Raw genomic sequence first — 13,769 nt, forward strand, 5'->3', positions numbered from 1 at the left:
GCGGGCCGCAGGGGCGGCGTGGGTTTGTCCCACCCACCCGCCCTTCCGACCGCGGTAAGCGGCGGCTGGGCCCGCGGCCCAGCCGGACCACGGCCAGGCCCGCACGGCCGCCGGCGGCGGAGCCGCCAGGTAGGCCCAGCCGGGCCTGGCGGCCCCCTCCGCGCTGCGCGCGGAACGGCCGGTCAGGGCCGGCACGCCAGGCTCAGCGGCGGCCGGGGCCGCACGGCCAAGGCGGCGGAGCCGCCAAGGCCGGGTGGCCCCACGGGCCGCACCAACGCGCGCAGCGTGGCCGGAAGGGTGGGCGGGTGGGTGGGCGGAAAAGCCCTCGGGTGGTTCACCCGGGAGGGTGGCCCCCCGGAGGGGGGCCTCGTTGACCGGTCGGCACCGGGTGGCGGTGCCCGGTCACGGCACCGTGTCGAGTTCGATCGCCGTGCACTGCCAGCGCGCGTCGATGCGTTCCAGGCGGAACGCGAAGGCGCGGGTTCTGGGGCCGCTGGTGATGCGGGCGAAGGCCTCGATCGCGTCGGGGGAGGGGCGGCAGACGCCGACCGCGCGGAGCGCGGGGGCGCCGCGTTCGCCGGGGGCGGGGCGGAGGGGGGTGCGTGGGGCGATGTCGATCAACTGTTCGTAGGCGGGTTCCCGTACGTGTCCGAGGAGCGAGTGGACCGGCCGTTGGCCGGTGAGGATCAGCAGCAGCCGATGGGCGAACCAGTCCTGCGGCCCGGGGCGGCGGGCCGGCAGGGGTCGGTTCGGGCGGCTGGAGTCCCGGCGCTGGGCGGGCCGGCGATTGCTGGTTCTCATGCGAAACCACCCCCGAGGAAAAAAGCTACTCACTGGTAACTGCGCGGATTGTAACGAGGCCACTACGCAGCGGCAAGGTCGAGTCCCGCTGGTACAGTGACCCGCCATGCGCGTCTACCTGCCCCTGACCCTCGCCGGGCTCGCCGAGCTGCGCCGGGCGGGCGGGGCCGGGCCGGCACCGCTCGTGGCCTACGCCGTCACCCCCGCGCTTCGCGAGTGGTATCTCTCCGGCGACCAGGAGGAGTTGGAGTACGCGGCGTTCAGCCGGGCCGCCCAGGCGGCGCTGCGGCTGCTGGCCATGGACCCGGCCGTGGTCAGGCGCCGGGTGGTGCTCGCGGCCGACGTGCCGGACGGCGTGGCGGTCGCCGACCCCGACCGCGCCATGGACCCCGAGGCGCTCGGCGAGGTACGCGTCACCGCGGCCGTGCCGGCGTCCTGGTTCGCGTCGGTGCACGTGGACGCCCCGGACGCCGAGTCCGACATCGCGACGGCCGCCGCCGCGCTCGGCGCGGCCGACCAGGGCGACGACGACGCCCGGTTCGTCGTCGACGGGGCCGCCGACCACGAGCTGCTGTGGTACGGCGTGCAGGAGATCGATCACCTTCTGTAACCCCGTTGTCAGTGGGCCCACGTACCGTGAGGTCCATGGCAACGCATCTCGTCTGGGACTGGAACGGAACCCTGCTACACGACACCGACCTGGTGATCGCGGCGACCAACGCCTCGTTCGCCGAGTTGGGGATACCGTCGATCACCCCCGAGCGGTATCGCGAGCTGTTCTGCGTGCCGGTTCCCCTGTTCTACGAGCGGCTGCTCGGCCGGCCGGTCCCGGCCGACGAGTGGGCCGTGCTCGACGGGGCGTTCCACCGCCACTACCGGGCCAGGGCCGAGGAGGCCGCGCTCGCCGAGGGGGCCGCCGAGCTGCTCGCGGCCTGGCGGGCGGCCGGCCGCACCCAGTCGATGTGCTCGCTCGCCGCGCACGACCAGCTGCTGCCGCTGGTGGCGCGGCTCGGGATCGCCGAGCACTTCACACGGGTGGACGGCAGCGTCGGCGGCGGCGTCGCGGGCAAGGCGGAGCAGATGGCCCGCCACCTCGCCGCGCAGGCCGAGGTGGACCCGGCCTCCGTGGTGGTCATCGGGGACGCGGTGGACGACGCGGTGGCCGCCGGCCACGTGGGGGCCAGGGCCGTGCTCTACACCGGCGGGTCACACAGCAGGCGCAGTCTGGCCAGGGCGGGCGTTCCCGTGGTGGACAGCCTCGCCGAGGCGGTGCGCGTCGCTGAGGAATTGGTCACAGACACCCCAAGGAGCCTCTGATCTTGCTCAACTATCGCCCGGTGCCCGGGAGCGGAGAGATAGCCTGTTCCTCGTGATCAGCGCGATAGCGGCCGGCGTCCCGGCCGGAGGCAACGTCGCCTCCCTCGGTCCCCGGTGCATAGCCGGGCCGGTTCCGTCGCTGGTCCGTTCTCCCGGGAGCCTCCCCTTTATCCCGATCGCGCCGCACGAGACAGTTCTGTACGAGACAGCTCTGCACGAGATCGAGCCTCACGAGATCGAGCGCTGCCCGGTGACCGATTCCCGACGTCGCCCGACGGTGCGCGACAGGAGCCAGAGGACATGCACACCAAGCTGGACGAAGCCAAAGCCGAACTGCTGGCACAAGCCGCCCAGGTAGCCGAGCACGGCGTCGCCGGAGGCCCCGCGGGCCACGGCATGGACGCCGCCACCCTCAGCGCCTACCTCCAGCGTTACTACCTCTACATCGCCCCAGAAGACCTCGCCGGCCGCGACCCCGTCGACATCTACGGTGCCGCCGTCTCCCACTACCGCCTTGCCGGCAACCGGCCGCAGGGCACGGCGAACGTGCGCGTCCACACCCCCACCGTCGAGCAGACGGGCTGGACGTCCAGCCACACCGTGGTCGAGGTCGTCACCGACGACGCGCCGTTCCTGGTCGACTCGGTGACCAACGAGCTGTCCCGGCAGGGGCGCGGCATCCACCTGGTCATCCACCCCCAGGTCCTGGTCCGCCGCGACGTCACCGGCCGGCTGATCGAGGTGCTCGCCACCAACGGCGGCAACGTCGAGCGCCCGGCCGACGCCGTCCTGGAGTCGTGGATCCACGTCGAGATCGACCGCGAGACCGACGACGACGACCTCCGGGGGATCGAGGCCGATCTGCGCCGCGTGCTCAGCGACGTGCGCGAGGCCGTGGAGGACTGGCAGAAGATGCGCGGCACCGCGCTGCGCATCGCCGACGAACTGCCGGAGGAGCCGCTCTCGCCCGACCTGAGCGAGCCCGAGATCGAGGAGGCCAGGGAGCTGCTGCGCTGGCTCGCGGCCGACCACTTCACCTTCCTCGGCTACCGCGAGTACGAGCTGGCCCGCGAGGAGAACGGCGGCGAGGGCGACATCCTGCGCGCCGTGCCGGGCACCGGCCTCGGCGTCCTCCGCTCCGACCCGGCGCACGACCCCGATGCGCCGCACCCCACCGCCTCCGCCGCGTTCGGCCGGCTCTCGCTCTCGGCCCGGGCCAAGGCCCGCGAGCCCCGGCTGCTGATCCTCACCAAGGCCAACAGCCGGGCCACCGTGCACCGCAGGTCCTACCTCGACTACGTCGGGGTCAAGAAGTTCGACGCCCAGGGCAACGTGGTCGGCGAGCGCCGCTTCCTCGGCCTGTTCTCCGCCGCCGCCTACACCGGCTCGGTGCGCCGGATCCCCGTGATCCGCCGCAAGGTCGCCGAGGTGCTGGTCGAGGCCGGCTTCGGCGCCGACAGCCACAGCGGCCGCGACCTGCTCCAGATCCTGGAGACCTACCCCCGCGACGAGCTGTTCCAGACCCCCGTGTCGACGCTGAGCAGCATCGCCACCTCCGTGCTCCACCTCCAGGAGCGCCGCCGGCTGCGGCTCTTCCTCAGGCAGGACGAGTACGGCCGCTACCACTCGGCGCTGATCTACCTGCCGCGCGACCGCTACACCACCTCGGTGCGGCTGCGGCTCACCGAGATCCTCACCGACGAACTCAACGGCATCAACGTCGACTTCACCGCCTGGAATACCGAGTCCGTGCTGTCCAGGCTGCACTTCGTGATCCGGGTGCCGGCCGGCGCCGAGCTGCCCGAGCTCACCGACGCCGACGTCGAGCGGATCGAGACCCGGCTGGCCGAGGCCTCCCGCTCCTGGGCTGACGGCTTCACCGACGCGCTGCTCGCCGAGTGCGGCGAGGAGCGGGCCGCCGAGCTCGCCCACCGCTACGCCAACGCGTTCCCCGAGGGCTACAAGGCGGACTTCCCGCCCCGCGCCGCCGTCGCCGACCTCCAGTACGTGGTCAGCCTGGAGCCCGGCCGCGACCGGGACTTCGCGCTCAGCCTCTACGAGCCCGTCGACGCGGCGCCCGGCGAGCGCCGGTTCAAGATCTACCGGATCGGCGAGCCCGTCTCGCTCTCCGCCGTGCTGCCGGTGCTCCAGTGCCTCGGCGTCGAGGTCGTCGACGAGCGCCCCTACGAGCTGCGCGTCGGCGACGGATCCACTGCCTGGATCTACGACTTCGGGATCCGGCTGCCCGAGGCGCTGGCCGCCGGCCTCGGCGGGGACGCCCGTGAGCGGTTCCAGGAGGCGTTCGCCGCCGCCTGGACGGGCGCCGCCGAGAACGACGGCTTCAACGCGCTGGTGCTCTCCGCCGGGCTCACCTGGCGCGAGGCGATGGTGCTCCGCGCCTACGCCAAGTACCTGTGGCAGGCCGGCGCCCGCTTCACCCAGGAGTCCATGGAGGCCACCCTCCGGCGGAACGTGCACACCACCCGCCTCCTGGTGAACCTCTTCGAGGCGCGGCTCGCCCCCCAGCGGCAGAGCGCCGGCCGGGAGTTGACCGACGGCCTGCTCGAAGAGCTGGACGGCGCCCTGGAGCAGGTGCTCAACCTCGACGAGGACCGGATCCTGCGGGCCTTCCTCAACGTCATCAAGGCGACGCTGAGGGTCAACTACTTCCAGAGCGCCAGCGAGGGAAGCGGAAGCGGGGGCCAGAGCGCCAGCGAGGGAAGCGGAAGCGGGGGCCAGAGCGACGGAGACGGGAAGCCGCACGGCTACCTGTCGGTCAAGCTCGACCCCAAGGGCATCCCCGACCTGCCCGAGCCGCGGCCCGCCTTCGAGATCTGGGTCTACTCGCCGCGCGTCGAGGGCGTCCACCTGCGGTTCGGCAAGGTCGCCCGAGGCGGTCTTCGCTGGTCCGACCGCCGGGAGGACTTCCGCACCGAGATCCTGGGCCTGGTGAAGGCCCAGGAGGTCAAGAACACGGTGATCGTGCCGGTCGGCGCCAAGGGCGGCTTCGTCGGCAAGCGGCTGCCGAGCCCGGCCGAGGACCGGGACGCGTGGCTGGCCGAGGGCATCGCCTGCTACCGCACCTTCATCTCCGGCCTGCTCGACATCACCGACAACCTGGTGGACGGCCGCGTCGTCCCGCCGGCGGACGTGGTGCGGCACGACGGCGACGACACCTACCTGGTGGTCGCCGCCGACAAGGGCACCGCCACCTTCTCCGACATCGCCAACGAGGTCGCCCAGGCCTACGGCTTCTGGCTGGGCGACGCGTTCGCCTCCGGCGGCTCCGCGGGCTACGACCACAAGGGCATGGGCATCACCGCCCGCGGCGCCTGGGAGTCCGTCAAGCGCCACTTCCGCGAGCTGGGCCACGACACCCAGACCGAGCCCTTCACGGTCGCCGGCATCGGCGACATGTCGGGCGACGTCTTCGGCAACGGCATGCTGCTCTCCGAGCACATCAGGCTGGTCGCCGCCTTCGACCACCGGCACATCTTCCTCGACCCCGAGCCCGACGCGGCCGTCTCCTACGCCGAGCGGCGCCGCCTCTTCGAGCTGCCCCGCTCCTCGTGGGCCGACTACGACACCTCGCTGATCTCCAAGGGCGGCGGCATCCACCCGCGCACCGCCAAGTCCATCCCCGTCACGCCGCAGGTCCGCGCCGCCCTCGGGATCACCACCGACGCCGTGGCGCTCACGCCAAGCGAGCTGATGCAGGCCATCCTGCGCGCCCCCGTCGACCTGCTGTGGAACGGCGGCATCGGCACCTATGTGAAGTCCTCCGCCGAAACCCACGCCGACGCCGGCGACAAGGCCAACGACGCCATCCGCGTCGACGGCCGCGAGCTGCGCGCCAAGGTCGTGGGCGAGGGCGGCAACCTGGGCCTCACCCAGCGCGGCCGGATCGAGTTCGCCACCGCCGGCGGCCGCTGCAACACCGACGCCATCGACAACAGCGCCGGCGTGGACACCTCGGACCACGAGGTCAACATCAAGATCCTCCTCAACTCCGTGGTGACCAACGGCGATCTGACGGTCAAGCAGCGCAACGTGCTGCTCGCCGAGATGACCGACGAGGTCGCGGCGCTCGTGCTGCGCAACAACTACGCGCAGAACGTGGTGCTGGCGAACAGCGAGGCCACCGCGCCCGGCCTGGTCCAGGCGCACCAGCGGCTGATCCGCCGGCTCAGCGAGACCGGCCGGCTCGACCGGAAGCTGGAGTTCCTGCCCTCGGACGACGAGTTCCGCGAGCGCCGCGCCGCCGGGCGCGGGCTCACCCAGCCGGAGCTCTCCGTCCTGCTCGCCTACGCCAAGCTCACCGTCACCGCCGAGCTGCTCGGCACCGGGCTCCCCGACGACCCCTACGTCAACCGGCTGCTCGACGCCTACTTCCCCACCGCGCTGCGCGAGCGGTTCCCCGACCGCCTCCAGGACCACGCGCTGCGCCGGGAGATCGTCACCACCCTGCTGGTGAACGACACGATCAACGTGGGCGGTTGCTCCTTCGTCCACCGGATGCAGGAGGAGTCGGGAGCCTCCACCGAGGAGGTCGTGCGCGCGCACACCGCGTCCCGGGCGATCTTCGGCCTGGCCCAGATCTGGGACACCGCCGAGAACCTGGACAACCAGGTGGCGGCCGAGACCCTCACCCGGATCCGGCTGCACGCCAGGCGGCTGGTCGAGCGCGGCGCCCGCTGGCTGCTGAACAACCGGCCGCAGCCGCTCCAGCTCACCGAGACCATCGAGCTGTTCGGGGTCAGGGTCGGCCAGGTCTGGCAGGAGCTGCCCAAGCTGCTGCGCGGCCGCGACCTGGAGTGGCACGCCAGCCTGCACGACGAGCTGGTGGGCTCGGGCGTGCCGGCGGATCTCGCCCAGCAGGTGGCCGGGTTCTCGGCGGCGTTCCCCGCCCTGGACATCGTGGCCGTCGCCGACCGCACCGGCCGGGAGCTGCTCGACGTCGCCGAGGTCTACTTCCACCTCAGCGACGAGCTGGGCATCACCCAGCTCCAGGACCGGATCAGCGAGCTGCCGCGGGCCGACCGCTGGCAGTCCATGGCGCGCACCGCGATCCGCGAGGACCTGTACGCGGCGCACCAGCTGATCACCGCCGACGTGCTGGCCGAGGGCTCGCCCGAGGCCACCCCCGAGGAGCGGTTCGCGGCCTGGGCGCAGCGCAGCGCGGCGATCCTGGGCCGGGCCCGCACCACACTGCACGACATCCAGTCCTCGGAGAGCTTCGACCTGGCGAACCTCTCCGTCGCGATGCGGACGATGCGCACCCTGCTGCGCAGCAACCGCTGACCCCGAGAACCGCGTGCCGGGGAGCGACCCCCCGGCTTCCCGGCACGCACCTCGTGGAACTCCGGACACGGGGCCCCGCACCGCGATGGTTACCATGTCGTTCGGATCATCAGCCTCACGAGTGACTGGAGCGGGCCATGGTGGGAGCGGCGCCGGGGGACTCGACCCCTGCCTGGCTCGCGGCCTGCGGCGATGTCGCCGTGACGGTGGTGATGCCCACGTACAACGAGGCGGAGAGCCTGCCCCGGATCGCCGAGGAGCTGCTCGACCTGCCGCTGGCCGGGCTGCGGCTGCTCGTGGTGGACGACAACAGCCCGGACGGCACCGGCCGGATCGCCGACGAGCTGGCCAAGCGCCACCCCGGCCGGGTCGAGGTGCTGCACCGCACCGTCAAGGACGGCCTGGGCCGCGCCTATGTGGCGGGGATGACCCGGGCCGTCGAGCAGGGCGCCGAGTACGTGCTCCAGATGGACGCGGACGGCAGCCACGCCGTCTCCTACGTGCCGCAGCTGATCGGCAGCGCCCTGGCCACCGGCGCCGGCTTCGTCGTCGGCAGCCGCTATGTGCCGGGCGGGCGGCTGGCCAGCGAGTGGGCGCCGCACCGGCGGTTGCTCTCCCGCTGGGCCAACCGCTACGTCGGCGCGGTGCTCCGCACCGGCCTGCGGGACGTCACCGCCGGCTTCGTGCTCTGGCACGCCGACGTGGTGCGGGCGCTCCGCCTCGAACAGGTCCGTAGCAACGGGTACTGCTTCCAGGTGGAGTTGAAGTACGCGGCGGTGCGGGCCGGTTGCCCGGCAGTCGAGATCCCGATCCGCTTCGAGGAGCGCCGGGACGGCGCCTCCAAGATGTCGGCCGGGGTGCAGTTCGAGGCGGCCGTGTTGCCGTGGCGGCTGCTGCTCGGCGATCTGAGGGGCGGCCGGTCGGCGCGCCGCGTCGGCGTGATCGCCCCGGCACAGCGCCGCCGGGCCGGGGCTGGCCGCCGGTGGCCCTGACCTGGTCGCCGGCCACGGAGGGCGTGCGCGAGCCGCCAGCCGGCCAGGACCCTGGGCCGCCCACGGCCCGGGCCGCGGCGCCCGCGCTGCTCGCCTACGCCGGGGTGCGGGCGGTGGGCCTGCTGATCCTGTGGATCTGGGCGGCCGTCGAGGACCGCGACCCCTACCAACTCCTCACCGACCGCTGGGACGCGGTCTGGTACTCCGGGATCGCCGAGAGCGGCTACGGCCGCCAGGTGGCGCTGCCGGACGGCGGCGTCCACTCCGACCTGGCGTTCTTCCCGCTGCTCCCGGCGCTGGAGCGGGCCCTCGCCGCCGTGACCCCGCTCGGCGTGCACGACACCGGCCTGCTGATCTCGTGGGCCGCCTCGCTGGCCGCGGCCTGGGGGATCTACGCCGTCACCACGCTGGTCACCGGCCGGCGCGCGGCCGGCGTGCTGCTGGCCGCGCTGTGGGGCGCCTACCCCACGGGCTTCGTCCAGTCGATGGCGTACACCGAGACGCTGTTCACCGCGCTCGCCGCCTGGGCCTTGTACGCGGTGCTGACCGGCCGCTGGGTGTGGGCCGGGGCGCTGGCGTTGACGGCCGGCCTGAGCCGCCCGTCGGGCGCGGCCGTGGTGGCCGCCGTCTGGCTGCCGGCCCTGGTCACGGTCTGGCGGACGCGGCGCGCCTCGCCGCGGCTGCTGCTCGGGGTGGCGCTGGCGCCGCTCGGTTGGCTGGCCTACGTGGTGTACGTGGGCGTGCGCAGGGGCGGCCCGTTCGGCTACTTCGAGGTGCAGGCCGAGTGGGACAACAGCTTCGACGGGGGCGCGGCGCTGCTCGGCTTCGTCTGGGAGAACCTGACGACCAACGTGATCGGCGGGATCGGCCTGGCGGCGGCGCTGGCCCTGGTCGGCTGGCTGGTATGGCTGCTGGTGCGGGAGCGTTGGCCGCTGGCGCTGCTGGCGTACACGCTCTGCATGGTGGTCATCTCCCTCGTCGGCTCCGGCTACTTCGGCTCCCGGCCGCGGCTGATGATGCCGGCCTTCGCGTTGCTGCTGCCAGCCACGGTGTGGCTGCTGCCTCGGTTGGGGAGAACCGGCCTCGCGGTGGTCGTGGCGGTGGCGGCCCTCGCCTCCGGCGCCTACGGCGCGTTCACCCTGCTCGGGCCTGGACCGCCGTAGGCGTGCCGCCGTTGGCTTGCCGCCGGCCGCACGGGAAACCGCGGGCCGGCTGTGGTTGGTCGCGCCCACGCGGCGGAGCCGCCCGATGCGGGGGCCCCGCGCCCCTTACGGGGCCCTGGGCCCCTTGGCCGGTGGGTATCCGCGGGTGCGCGGTGGTTGGTCGCGCCCACGCGGCGGAGCCGCCCGATGTCACTTCCCCGCGCCCCTCGTCTTGCGGCAGCCCCAACCAACCCGCGGATACCCACCCGCGAGGGGCCCCGTCAGGGGCGCGGGGAACTGCGCGATCAGCCATCGCGGCGCCGCAGGTGAGGACGCGGCCCTCCGCGGAGCGCTAGTGGTGTTTGACGATCTCGCCGTTCAGGAGGACGACCAGGCAGCCGCCAGCGGTGGCGCAGTATTCGATCTCGCCCTCCGAGGTGCGGTGTCGGGAGCGCAGTGTCCACTGTTCGGCGTCGCCCGCGTCACCTGAGGCCGGCCGGCCGCAGATCGGGCAGACGTCGTCCTCCTCCCCGGCAGGGGCCCGCGGCAGGTGTGTTCTGACCGGGCCCGCCGTCCGGCGCCTGGACTGCGCCACCGCCCAGGCGCTGGCCGCCACAACCAGCGCGACGGCGCACAGCTGACGCGTGGTCAGCCGCTCGTCGAGCAGCACGAAGCCGACGGCCGCGCCGACCGCCGGGGTCAGCGACAGCAGGACGCCGAAGGTGCGGGCGTCCACCCGGCGCAGCACCACCGTGTCCAGCGTGTAGGGGATCAGTGAGGAAAGCACCGCCACCGCGAGGCCCGCGCCGAGCACCGAGGGGTGCGCGACCACCGCGCCGCCGTCCGCCACGGCCGCCACCGGGGTCAGCGCGCAGGCGCCGACCGCGAGCGCGACCGCGAGGCCGGACCAGTCCTGGAAGAGCGCCCCCACCTGGCGGTTGAGCAGTACATAGCCGGCCCGGCAGACCCCGGCGAGCACCCCGAGCACCACCCCGGCGACGGCCAGCGAGGCGCCGGGCGAGGCGAGCAGCAGCACCCCGGCCAGTGCCAGCAGCGCCGCGGACAGCTGTCCTGGCCGGCGGGACAGGCCGACCGCGAGCGCCAGCGGCCCAAGCAGTTCGAGGGTGGCGGCCACGCCGATCGGCAGCCGCTGCAGGGCGCCGAAGTAGGCCACGTTCATGGCCGCGAGCACCAGGCCGAGCGCGATCACGGCCCGCCACCGGCGCGCGTCGAACGCGCGCACCCGGGGGCGGGCCACGGCACACAGGACCAGCGCGGCGAAGGTGAGCCGGAGGCCGGCCAGGGCCAACGGACTCACCTGGTCGTAGGCGCCCTTGGCGACGGCCGCACCGAGTTGGAGGGAGGTGATCTGCCCCAGTACCAGCAGGATGGTGCTCATGACATCCAGCGTGATGTCATGGCCTTATGCAGTTCAACCATTACGGCGGTGAGGCCGCGCGGCTCGCCGCCGACCTCGTCAACCTGACCGTCCAGCCCACCCCGGAAGAGCTCGAACCCCTGCTGGTCGCCAGGGACATCTCCCGGCCCAGGCTCGACGCGGCCGAGGCGGCGGAGATCTGGCTGTGGAGCCGCCGGCTCGCCCGCTGCTTCGGGCCGCAGGACCTCGCCCGACGCTGCGAGACCGTCAACGCGCTGCTCGCCGACGCGTCGAGCCGCCCCTACATCTCGCAACACGGCGGCCGCGCCCCGCACCTGCACTACAGCTTCCCCGGCGCGGGACCGGCCGCCCACATCCGCGCGGTCACCGCCGCCGGACTCGCCTACGTGGTCTGCTTCGCCGCCGCCGAACGCCTCGGCCGCTGCGCCCGGGCCGGCTGTGGCCTCGCCTATGTCGACACCTCGCGCAACGGCCGGCGCGCGTACTGCTCCGTGCGCTGCGCCAACAACGACGCCGTCGCCCGCCACCGCGAGCAGCGGCGGTCAGCGGGCCGTGCGCAGCCAGCCGGTCCAGGATGAGGTGATCATGTCGTCCAGGGTGTGGCTCGCGGTCCAGCCGAGCTGCTTGGCGGCCAGGTCGGGGCAGGCGACGACGCGGGCCGGGTCGCCGGGGCGGCGGGGGGCCGTCCTGGGGCGCAGCCTGGTGTGGCCCGTGACCTCGCAGGCGGCGCGGATCATCTCGCGGACCGAGACGCTCTCGCCGCGCGAGACGTTGACCGTGAGGTGCTCGGGCGTCGGCTGGTCGGCGAGCGCCTGGGCGGCGGCCAGGTGGGCCGCGGCCAGGTCGGCGACGTGCAGGAAGTCGCGTTCGCAGGTGCCGTCCCTGGTCGGGTAGTCGTCGCCGAGGATCCGGGCGGGCGCGCCGGCGTGCAGGTACTCGAACGTCATGGGGAGCAGGCCGGCGCCGTTGGTGTCGGCCAGCCGCGGTTCCGCGGCGCCGGCGACGTTGACGGAGCGCAGGCAGGCGGTGCTGATGCCGTGGGCACGGCCCGTGGCGCGCACCAGCCACTCGCCGGCGAGCTTGGTCTCGCCGTAGGGGGTGGTGGGGAGGCAGGGGGTCTCCTCGGTGAGGAGGTCGGCCTCCGGGGTGCCGTAGACGGCGACCGAGGAGGCGAAGACGAAGCGGGGTACGCGGGCGCCGCGCACCGCCTCGAGCAGGATCTGGAGGCCGTGCAGGTTCTCCCGGTAGTAGCGGAGCGGTTGGCGGACGGACTCGGCGGCGTCGTGGTGGGCGGCCAGGTGGATGACGGTGGCCACCCGGTGCTCGCCGATGGTCCGGTCGAGCAGGCCGCGGTCCAGCAGCGGACCGCGGACCAGGGGCACGTCGTCGGGCAGCCGGGTGGTGTCGCCGGCGGAGAGGTCGTCGTAGACCACGACGCTCTCGCCGGCCTGGACCAGGGCGTGCACCACATGGGCGCCGACATAGCCGGCGCCGCCGGTGATCAGATAGGACATGTGCTCACCTTCCTGGGGGTGTGGGGCAGCGGGGTGGCGGGCGGGGTGGTGGGAAATGCGCTGGGTGGGGTGGCGGCTGGCGTGGGGTGGCCGCCGGGGACGGGGCGCCGGCACTCGGCGGGGACCACGGGCGGCACCCGGCGCCCGCCGAGGAAGAAGGCCCGCACCACGCGCTCGGCGGCGAAGCCGTCGTCGTAGGGGCAGAAGCGGCGGCGGAACTCGGCGCGCAGCTCGGCCGAGCGCGGGTGGGTCCAGAGCCAGTCGCCGGTCAGGGCGGCGGCCAGCTCGGGGAGGGTGCGGGTGACGGGGCCAGGCGCGAGCTCCGGCAGGTCGAGGTAGGCGCCGTGGACGGCCCGGTACGCCTCCCAGTCGGGGGCGTGGACGACGATCGGCCGGTCGAGGCCCGCGAAGTCGAAGAGCACCGGGGAGTAGTCCGTGACCAGCGCGTCGGCCGCCAGGCAGAGCCGTTCGAGCGGCACCTCCGGGTGCTCGTCCGGGGTCAACAGGACGAAGCCGGGGCCGAGTTCGTGGACCAGCTGGTCGGTGTCCAGCGGGGTGTGGCGGTAGCCGCGGGGGGCCGGCGCGTAGAGGACGGCGCGCACGCCCTCGGGTACGCCGAGGCGTGCGCGGGCGCGCGGTACCTCCTCGGCGTGCGCCGTGTGGAAGAGGTCGGCGCGCGGCGAGCCGTACTCGAGGATCGTGTAGTCGGCCGGGTAGGCGGTGCCGCAGGCCAGGGTGGCGTACCGGTTGGCCGACAGGCAGTGGTCCCAGCGGTCGATCTCGCGCAGCAGCGGGCCGAGTCGGGGGTCCGCCGCGTCAAGACCCTGATGGGCGAGCGGGGTACCGCGGTGGGTCTGGAGCCGCAGTTGTCCCGGGCGGGCGGCGAGGGCGGTGGGGAAGGCGGCGTTGCCGACCAGGAAGCGGGCCCTGGCCAGCGCCGTCCAGTGCTCGGCGGTGCCGGGCACCAGCCGGCGGACGCCCTCGGGCAGCGGGTGTTCAGGAGCCGCGACCCAGGCGGTGGCGATGCCGGACGTCAGCTCGCGCAGCTTGGCCTCGACGGCCGCCGGGTGGCAGGCGTAGCGCTGGTCGTGGGTGGTGAAGACCGCGAGCCCCGGGTCGAGCGGGCGGCGCAGCTGGATCAGGTAGTGCGCGCGGAGCGCGATGGCGCGTGCGCGGGCGACGATGGCGCGCACGCCGGCGTCGAGCGCGCCGTGTGCCCGGAGTGCGAGGGGGCCGGTGGCGGCGAGCAGCCGGCGGACGCGCCGGGAGCGGAGCCGGGGCCGCGGCAGGGCCGCGCCGCGGC

At 73.9% G+C, this 13,769-nt stretch carries 10 protein-coding genes; 6 read left to right on the forward strand and 4 right to left on the reverse strand.

What is annotated here, in order from left to right; translation table 11 throughout:
- Positions 1 to 402: 402 nt before the first annotated feature.
- Entirely contained in the window at positions 403 to 801 is a 399-nt protein-coding gene (locus ACYVPE_RS29835; RefSeq protein ID WP_461036858.1) for an Rv3235 family protein, read from the reverse strand.
- 106 nt (positions 802 to 907) lie between these two features.
- On the opposite strand from ACYVPE_RS29835, the gene ACYVPE_RS29840 reads away from it, so the two are divergent.
- The 5 genes from ACYVPE_RS29840 (at position 908) to ACYVPE_RS29860 (ending at position 9,574) form a co-directional block, all read left to right on the forward strand.
- On the forward strand, positions 908 to 1,411 hold the full coding sequence (locus ACYVPE_RS29840) for a DUF6912 family protein (RefSeq protein WP_461036859.1): 504 nt from the start codon (positions 908 to 910) through the stop codon (positions 1,409 to 1,411).
- Positions 1,412 to 1,446: 35 nt separating this feature from the next.
- Positions 1,447 to 2,118 carry an HAD family hydrolase gene (locus ACYVPE_RS29845; RefSeq protein WP_461036860.1) on the forward strand — a complete coding sequence of 224 codons (672 nt, stop codon included), beginning with the start codon at positions 1,447 to 1,449 and terminating at the stop codon, positions 2,116 to 2,118.
- Between the two features lie 300 nt (positions 2,119 to 2,418).
- The gene (locus ACYVPE_RS29850; RefSeq protein ID WP_461036861.1) at positions 2,419 to 7,419 is read left to right on the forward strand and encodes an NAD-glutamate dehydrogenase; all 5,001 of its coding nucleotides are present in this window, start codon (positions 2,419 to 2,421) and stop codon (positions 7,417 to 7,419) included.
- A gap of 137 nt (positions 7,420 to 7,556) precedes the next feature.
- Entirely contained in the window at positions 7,557 to 8,411 is an 855-nt protein-coding gene (locus ACYVPE_RS29855; RefSeq protein ID WP_461036862.1) for a polyprenol monophosphomannose synthase, read from the forward strand.
- Positions 8,412 to 8,434: 23 nt separating this feature from the next.
- Complete coding sequence (locus ACYVPE_RS29860; protein ID WP_461036863.1) at positions 8,435 to 9,574, forward strand: hypothetical protein; 1,140 nt, start codon at positions 8,435 to 8,437, stop codon at positions 9,572 to 9,574.
- Positions 9,575 to 9,905: 331 nt separating this feature from the next.
- On the opposite strand, the gene ACYVPE_RS29865 is transcribed toward ACYVPE_RS29860, so the two are convergent.
- Complete coding sequence (locus ACYVPE_RS29865) at positions 9,906 to 10,952, reverse strand: EamA family transporter (RefSeq protein WP_461036864.1); 1,047 nt, start codon at positions 10,950 to 10,952, stop codon at positions 9,906 to 9,908.
- 26 nt (positions 10,953 to 10,978) lie between these two features.
- Here ACYVPE_RS29865 and ACYVPE_RS29870 point away from each other — a divergent pair, with 26 nt between their 5' ends.
- Positions 10,979 to 11,530: a CGNR zinc finger domain-containing protein gene (locus tag ACYVPE_RS29870; protein WP_461036865.1), complete on the forward strand. Its 552-nt coding sequence runs from the start codon at positions 10,979 to 10,981 to the stop codon at positions 11,528 to 11,530.
- On the opposite strand, the gene galE is transcribed toward ACYVPE_RS29870, so the two are convergent.
- Both galE and ACYVPE_RS29880 read right to left on the reverse strand, forming a co-directional pair.
- Positions 11,495 to 12,466, reverse strand: coding sequence for a UDP-glucose 4-epimerase GalE (gene galE / locus ACYVPE_RS29875; RefSeq protein ID WP_461036866.1), 972 nt, complete (start codon positions 12,464 to 12,466; stop codon positions 11,495 to 11,497). The two genes, ACYVPE_RS29870 and galE, sit on opposite strands and share 36 nt — an antisense overlap.
- Positions 12,454 to 13,769, reverse strand: a 1,316-nt coding sequence (locus tag ACYVPE_RS29880) for a CDP-glycerol glycerophosphotransferase family protein (RefSeq protein ID WP_461036867.1), incomplete at its 5' end; no start/stop codon positions are given. The genes ACYVPE_RS29880 and galE, both read right to left, overlap by 13 nt.

The sequence above is a fragment of the Streptomyces mayteni genome (genome assembly GCF_054783955.1).